This window comes from Streptomyces sp. NPDC055287 (genome assembly GCF_053646035.1).
This window is the reverse complement of sequence record NZ_JBSHNE010000095.1, coordinates 1-6,740: the sequence shown is the minus strand read 5'-3', so window position 1 is coordinate 6,740 and position 6,740 is coordinate 1. Positions and strand designations below refer to the sequence as shown.

Below are 6,740 nucleotides of genomic sequence, written 5' to 3'. Positions count from 1 at the left end.
CCCAACGCTGGGTCGTGGAACGTGCGTTCGCCCACCTGCACTGGTTCCGCCGCCTACGAATCCGCTGGGAGATACGCGACGACATCCACGAAGCCTTCCTCACTCTCGGATGTGCACTCATCTGCTGGCGACGCCTGAAGTCATTCCGATAGGAGTTCTTAGACCAGGACGGACCGGAGTTCGGGGTGCTGTGGTGGTTCGGCGCCAGGCACCGCACGGAAGCTGGCGTGCCCATCGCCGGTACCCTCCCGGACCATGACGACCACCCCGCGGCAGCGCTTCTCCGTCCGCGCAGGCCTCGCCGAAGCCGTCGACGACGACGCGCCGTACGACGGGCTTCCCGCGCACCTGCGCCAGCCGCTGCGCAGCTGGTTCGAGGCGCAGCTGGGCGCCTCCGAGTACCGCGGCGCCGACGAAGGAACGGCGCTCTCGCTGTGCCTGCAGATGCGGATGGAGATCACCGGCAATCAGACCGCAAGCGACCGGGTTCGGTACTGCCACGACGACGAACTCCTCGACCTCGTCGATCACCTGCTGGAACTGCGCGCGAGATCAGTCGGCAGTACGAACCGCGACTCCGCCCTGGTTCTGAACTGGATGCTCAGCGAGGGCGGCTCGGCATACCGCGTCAACGACGACCGCGACGGGCTGGAGGTGCGCGTACCTGCAGCCGTACGCGACGCGGTGAAGGAGACCGTGACCACCGCCGCGTCCCTGCCCGCGGCCGGCTCCGCCGCCGACCACCTGGCCACCGCCTGGAAGGCTTCGTACGGACGCCAGCCCGACCCGGTACGCGCGTACAGCGAGGCCATCAAGGCGGTCGAGTGCGCGGCCCACGCCGTGATCCAGCCGAACCACGCCCGGGCCACGCTCGGCACGATGCTGGGCGAGATCAGCGGATCCGCTCGGCCCAAGTTCACGACCGCGCTCTCCACACCGGTCACGAAGGACCCGATCGCTCCGGTGGAGTCGATGATGCGTGCGCTGTGGGACGGCCAGACGTCACGGCACGGCAAGCAGACACCCACACAGCCGGAAACCCTGGAGGCCGCACGGGCCGGCGTGCACATAGCCGCCACGCTCGTCCAGTGGTTCACCTCCGGCACCGTGACACGCGCGTCGTGAACCATGCCCACGGAAGTATCCTGACCCGCAGGGCCCCGGCGTTTGCCCGGCTCGTCCGATTTGATCACGTGATGCCGTAGAGAGTGAGGACGCGGGGGCGGTCGGTATGGGCTCGGCGTCCGGCGGCGGTGTTGACGTATCCGGCGAGCTTGAGTGCGCTGCGGATCAGGTCACGGACAGCAGCGAGTACGGCGGGCGCGTTGCGGGTTCTGACCTGGGACTTGTCCTCTCCGAAGACAACATCTCGGACCCAGTGGACGGTGTTTTCCACCGTCCAGTGCCCGCGAGCCCAAGACGCGATCTCGGCTGCATTCGCCTCATCAGCGGTCAGGTCGGTGATGGCGTAGACGGTCTCGCTGGACCACTTCTTCGCTCCGTAGAGACGGCGACGGCGCTGAATCCGCAGGACCTGGGCCGCGTACGGAAAGAGCAGGCCCGCGACGGTGACGACCTGGACGATCCGTTGCTCGTGGCGGCCATGCCCTCGCGCGTCGTCGCGGTGGATCACGGGGATGTCCTTCCAGGGCAGGGCATGGAGTTGACGGGCCTGGCCCCGCTGGTTGTTCTTGATGGTCAGCAGATAGTGGGCGCCACGTTCATGCAGACAGGTGGCGTGGTCGCGTTGGGCGTGGAGGGCGTCGGCGGTGACGACGGTCCCCGCGAGATCTCTGTCGTCGATCTGGTCAAGCAGGGGTGCGAACTCGGGGATCTCGTTGGTCTTCGCGCCGATCTCGCGCGAGGCGAGCGTGACGCCGTCGCCGTGGCGGACCGCGGACAGCACGAAGACCCGGCTGCCGTCCGGTCGCTTCGCGCCACGCAGGCACTTGCCGTCCACCGCGATCGCCCGGCGCCTGGACCTCACTGGCTCGGCACGGGTGGCCGCCCGATGGGCTCGGCGCTGTTCGCGCTCGATTCCACCGTCCGGCATCACCTGATACGGCCGACGGGGCTGCGCGGACAGCAAGGGCCGGAGGTAGTCGTAGCCGGCCGCGCTGATCTCACCGGGATCCAGACGCCCCAGGACACTGCGCAGGGTCTTCTCACTCGGGACTCGGTAGCGGCCCAGCAACGGGTGATAGGGCAGGCCGAAAGCGGCAAGCTCCTGCGGCGTCGCACGCCGGCACCACTCCGCCGCCGCGGTGATCGAGTCGTGGCCCGCCGCAGTCATCGCGCAGACCACCAGGGCCAGCAGCGAGGAGATCCGGTAACGCACCCCGCAAGCCCCTCGCGGGTCGGTGACCGACTCGAACTCGGCAACCAGACAACGGACTTGAACCCGCGCGACAGCCTCACCGAGGGCCTCCAGGCAGGGCGCGTGAGGCGCGGGAGCAGCTACAGGAGATGATGGAGGGACGAACACGGCACCTTCGTGGATCTTGAAGCGTAGAGAACTCCATGATCCCCAGGTGCCGTGTTCACCTGCTTCCTGGGACCGCTGCTGCGATCAACCACTCCAAGCCGGGGCGAGCCGGGCACACGCCGGGGCCCTGCCTCGTGATCACCACTCCGCCCCTCGGGCGGCACCGGTGAGCAGACGTCACCAACAGGCAGCTCAATTCCCGTAGATGCGCATCGACACCAGTAAAGGAAAGTCTTCACAGGTCCCGGATTTGGCGTGTTTCGCATATAGACAGGTGCAGCGCGGGAGTGGATGCTGCTCGTCCTGGGGGTGGCCATGGGGGTGTTCTTCTAATTCTTCATTCCTGCACCATTCGCCGTGTGTGAAAGGTCTCCAGGAGGGACGATGGCGCATGTCTTCGACGGGGAATTGGCGGAGCTTTCCCCATGGATTCGCAGCGAAGTCGAATTCACGGCACCGGTGTCCCAAGGGGCGCTCGGCAAGCCTGTGCGGCGGGCCCAGGAGTGGCTGAACCTGCACGGCGCCGGAGTCGTGGTGGACGGCGCCTTCGGACCGGCTACACGCCGGGCCGTGACGGAGTTCCAATCGCGCAGCGGGCTCGAGCAGACCGGCGAGGTGGACGAGGCGACGTTCGGACAGTTCGTCGCCCCGATGGTGGACGTGCTCAGGCAGCGTCTCACCGCCTCCGTCCCGCTCGCCGACGCGCTGGTGGAATACGCCCGGGCGCATCTCGCGGCCCGTCCTCGTGAGGTAGGCGGCCCGAACGCGGGACCGTGGGTGCGCCTGTACATGAACGGCCGGCAGGGCGAGGCCTTCGCCTGGTGCGCAGGCTTCGTCACCTTCCTGCTGGAGCAGGCCGCCCAGTCGCTGGAAGTGGACATGCCGCTCCCCGGCTCCGTGTCCACCGACGCCCTGGCCCTGCAGGCGGAGCACGCCGGACTGCTACTCACCGGCGACGGCGCCGCCGGGAAGATCACACCCGGCTGCCTTTTCCTGATCCGTCGCGCCGACGGCGACTGGAATCACACGGGAATCGTCACCGCCGTATACGACGAGTCCTTCTCGACCATCGAGGGAGACACGAACGACGCGGGCCAGCGTGAAGGCGTCGAAGTCTGCGCGCGCACGCGCGCGTTTCACGGAAACCCGCCCAAGGACTTCATTCACTTCTGACGCGCGACACCTGCGAGGAGTCGAACATGCCCGACGTCTTCAAGATCCTCCGCGACCTCGAAATGAAAGCCGTGGGAGCCGATCCGGAAAAGAAGGAAATACCGGAGGGCTACTTCGTCTCCTTCCGCAGTGTCGGCCTGCCCATCCGCATGGAGGACTACGCCAACCCCTTCGCCCCGATCGGCGTGAACCTCGACAAGCCCCCTGCGGCTCCCAAGGAACCGCCGCCGGGCGAGCCGGCCACGGGCAGCTCCAAGATCGACACGGACCGGGAACTGCAGGGCATCACGAAGTCGCAGCGGGCGTTCGTGAACACCTTCCTGCTCACCGACAGCAAACTGCGCATGAACGCGCGGTACGAGACAATGCCCGGCGCCAGCAAGGTCAGCGACTCGTGGTGGGCCATCATCAACGGTGCCAACGGCGTACCGCCGAAAGCGGACATCACCCCGAGCCTGAAGGCCGAGTACGAAGCGGCAGCGGCCACGTTGATGGACCAGGAAGGGCTGCCCACCGCCAAGTACCAGCGCTACATGGAGTACCGGGACAAGTACCGCACCAAGGTCAAGGCCTACAACCGCGCGTACAGTACGGCGCTGACGGACCCCCAGAAGCTGTCCCGCTGGCCGGTCGAGGGCGTGATCCCGCAGGACGAAGTCAACGAGGCGTTCGACCAGTGGACCTCGTTCGGCGCCAAGGGCCAGGTGGAGAAGGCGCTGAACACCCTGGCCTCCCAGGGAACCGACCCCGCCATCGCGCTGATAGCGCGGAGCAAGAGGCGATTCCAGAACAGCCTGCTCAACTTCCCCGGCATCGGCGACATTCCGTGGGTGACGATGTCGCCGACCACGTGGGCCGACCCGGACGAGAAAGACGGCTGGACCACCTACACGAGCACCGACTTCCACACCGAGAGCCACATCCGGTCCTCGTCGTCGACGTACTCGGGCGGAGGCGGCTTCTCCATCGGCCTGTGGTCGGCCGGCGGCGGCTTCGACCACACCAAGTCGCAGAACAGCCTCAACGTCCAGACGCAGAACCTGGCCATCAGCTTCAACTACTGCATCGCCGACATACGCCGCATGGGCATCGACACCTCCCTGCTCAACCTCAAGAACTGGTTCCTGGCGGGCGACTACGCGAAGGGGTCGATCTCGCGCGGTGACATGAAGCAGGAGAGGCCGGACAAGGGCGAGGAGGTCTTCCTGCCCTCCCTTATCACCAGTGTCATCCTCGTCAAGGACTTCCGCATCAAATGGGACAACTGGAAGTCCGACTGGCAGCAGGCGACCACGCAGACCAGCGCCGGGGCCTCGTTCGGATACGCGTGCTTCGCCATCAGCGGCGGCTACAAACACCGCAACGAGGACGTGGACTTCACCGCCGACGCATCCGGCGAGGAACTGCGCAGCACCGGCATCCAGTTGGTGGGCTACGTCTCCGAGATCCTGCCCCAGAGCCCCGGGCTGAGCTCGGCCGACTACATGCAGTAGGAACCCGACGGTTCACGGGCCGCACCGGTCGGCCGGTGCGGCCCGTGGCGCCGCGGAAGGAGGGCACCATGGGGCTTCTCGCCACGTCGCTGTTCCAGCCCGTACAGGAGTGGATCAAGGCCGAACTCGGCACGCCGAGCGACTCGGCCGTCGCCTTCCGGTTCGACCGGTTCGGCATGGCGTTGGCGGACGCCGACTTCAAGTTGACCGGGCAGCCCCAGGACGGCTACTCGCCCGAACTCGCCGTGGAGCGCTTCTCGGACCTGGTGAACCGCATTCCCCTGGGCGTCGAATCCGGCCAGGACATCGCCTTCTCCGAGGCGGACATCGACACCGCCTACTACTACCGGCTGCTGTCTCCCGCCCAGCCGTTGCTGCCCCCGTCCCTGGACGCCGCGGCCCGCCGTCAGCGGGTCGAGACGTTCAGCGCGCTCAAGGCACAAGGGCTGCGGCTGTGGGAGCGGTTGGGCAATGCCTCCGTGACCGGCCAGCTCATCGAGCTCCGCCCGGCCACGGCACAACCGGTCAACTGGTACGACAGGGCCTGCGCCGAAGGCTGGAAGTCCCGCACCATCCATGTACGGGGCAGCAGCCAGGCACAGCCTGCCGACGAACTGCGCTGGCGGCTGCGGCCGGACGACGTACGCGTGGGCAGCTCCCTCGGGCTCGCCCCCGACGAGCTGCGGCACATACCGCCGCTCGAACTGACCCGGCGGGCCGCACTGATCCAACGCGGAGAACTGACGCCGCCGCGCCTTGTGCCCATGCCGGACGGACCGACGGTGGGAGTGCCACCCAAGCTGCCGATTGAGATCCTTCCCAAACTCGGCGGGCTGCCCCTGTCGGAGCGCCTGCTCGCGAAAAGGCGCCTGCTCGAAGCGGCCCAGACCAAACCGGCCACGACCACCAGCGACTCCACCATCACCTTCGACGCCTGCCTGGTGCGCATCTCCCGGCCGTGGCTGTTCTGGCCGCTGCTCGACGACACCACCTGGTACGTGCCCGGTGTCTCCCGCGAAGGCGTCACCCGAGGTGCCGCGGCCGGCACCTTGGCCTGGCTGCCGACCGCCTTCCTGGCCATCCGGAATCTCAAGGTCACTGCGCAGTGGTCCCAGCAGGACGTCGCGGCCTCCCAGTTGGCGACGAACCTCGGCCCGTTCTCGGTGACCTCGCAGATCGTCGACGGTGTGCTCGCCAACCCGGGCCTGCAGGTGGTGGGCTGGCAGCTCGAACGGCTGCCGACGCTGCCACCGAACGACGCGCCCGCGGCGGCGCCACCTCGGCACTATGCCGTGGTGAAGGGCGACACGCTGGCCCGTATCGCCCTCACTTTCTACGGGGACCGGGAGCGCTGGCCGGAGATCGCCGAGGCGAACAACCTCACCAACCCCGACAAGCTCGAGGAGGGGCAACAGCTGACGATCCCCTAAGAACTCCTATCGGAATGACTTCAGGCGTCGCCAGCAGATGAGTGCACATCCGAGAGTGAGGAAAGCTTCGTGGATGTCGTCGCGTATCTCCCAGCGGATTCGTAGGCGGCGGAACCAGTGCAGGTGGGCGAACGCACGTTCCACGACCCAGCGTTGGGT

At 67.3% G+C, this 6,740-nt stretch carries 6 protein-coding genes and 1 pseudogene; 5 read left to right on the top strand and 2 right to left on the bottom strand.

The genetic code is table 11. The annotated features are described in order from the left end of the window. Together ACWIHY_RS39845 and ACWIHY_RS39840 are read left to right on the top strand one after the other, a co-directional pair. Positions 1–152 (top strand): annotated as a pseudogene (locus ACWIHY_RS39845) (IS5/IS1182 family transposase); the annotation flags it as partial. A gap of 103 nt (positions 153–255) precedes the next feature. Then, positions 256–1,125 carry a hypothetical protein gene (locus ACWIHY_RS39840; protein ID WP_454381610.1) on the top strand — a complete coding sequence of 290 codons (870 nt, stop codon included), beginning with the start codon at positions 256–258 and terminating at the stop codon, positions 1,123–1,125. A 64-nt stretch (positions 1,126–1,189) separates the two neighbouring features. On the opposite strand, the gene ACWIHY_RS39835 is transcribed toward ACWIHY_RS39840, so the two are convergent. Further along, positions 1,190–2,485, bottom strand: a complete 1,296-nt coding sequence (locus ACWIHY_RS39835) for an ISAs1 family transposase (protein WP_454381608.1) — start codon at positions 2,483–2,485, stop codon at positions 1,190–1,192. Positions 2,486–2,869: 384 nt separating this feature from the next. Here ACWIHY_RS39835 and ACWIHY_RS39830 point away from each other — a divergent pair, with 384 nt between their 5' ends. The 3 genes from ACWIHY_RS39830 (at position 2,870) to ACWIHY_RS39820 (ending at position 6,581) form a co-directional block, all read left to right on the top strand. Next, positions 2,870–3,658, top strand: a complete 789-nt coding sequence (locus ACWIHY_RS39830; protein ID WP_454381606.1) for a peptidoglycan-binding domain-containing protein — start codon at positions 2,870–2,872, stop codon at positions 3,656–3,658. Positions 3,659–3,684: 26 nt separating this feature from the next. Further along, positions 3,685–5,151 carry a hypothetical protein gene (locus ACWIHY_RS39825; protein ID WP_454381604.1) on the top strand — a complete coding sequence of 489 codons (1,467 nt, stop codon included), beginning with the start codon at positions 3,685–3,687 and terminating at the stop codon, positions 5,149–5,151. 68 nt (positions 5,152–5,219) lie between these two features. Continuing rightward, entirely contained in the window at positions 5,220–6,581 is a 1,362-nt protein-coding gene (locus ACWIHY_RS39820; RefSeq protein WP_454381602.1) for a LysM peptidoglycan-binding domain-containing protein, read from the top strand. 6 nt (positions 6,582–6,587) lie between these two features. Here the strand turns inward: ACWIHY_RS39820 and ACWIHY_RS39815 are convergent. Next, a partial coding sequence (locus ACWIHY_RS39815; RefSeq protein ID WP_454381612.1) for a transposase occupies positions 6,588–6,740 on the bottom strand: 153 nt, incomplete at its 5' end.

What these genes read in the sequence shown, in the direction of transcription:
- ACWIHY_RS39825 (WP_454381604.1), top strand. Translation starts at nt 3,685, where the DNA reads ATGCCCGACGTCTTCAAGATCCTCCGCGACCTCGAAATGAAAGCCGTG.
- ACWIHY_RS39830 (WP_454381606.1), top strand. Translation starts at nt 2,870, where the DNA reads ATGGCGCATGTCTTCGACGGGGAATTGGCGGAGCTTTCCCCATGGATT.
- ACWIHY_RS39820 (WP_454381602.1), top strand. Translation starts at nt 5,220, where the DNA reads ATGGGGCTTCTCGCCACGTCGCTGTTCCAGCCCGTACAGGAGTGGATC.
- ACWIHY_RS39840 (WP_454381610.1), top strand. Translation starts at nt 256, where the DNA reads ATGACGACCACCCCGCGGCAGCGCTTCTCCGTCCGCGCAGGCCTCGCC.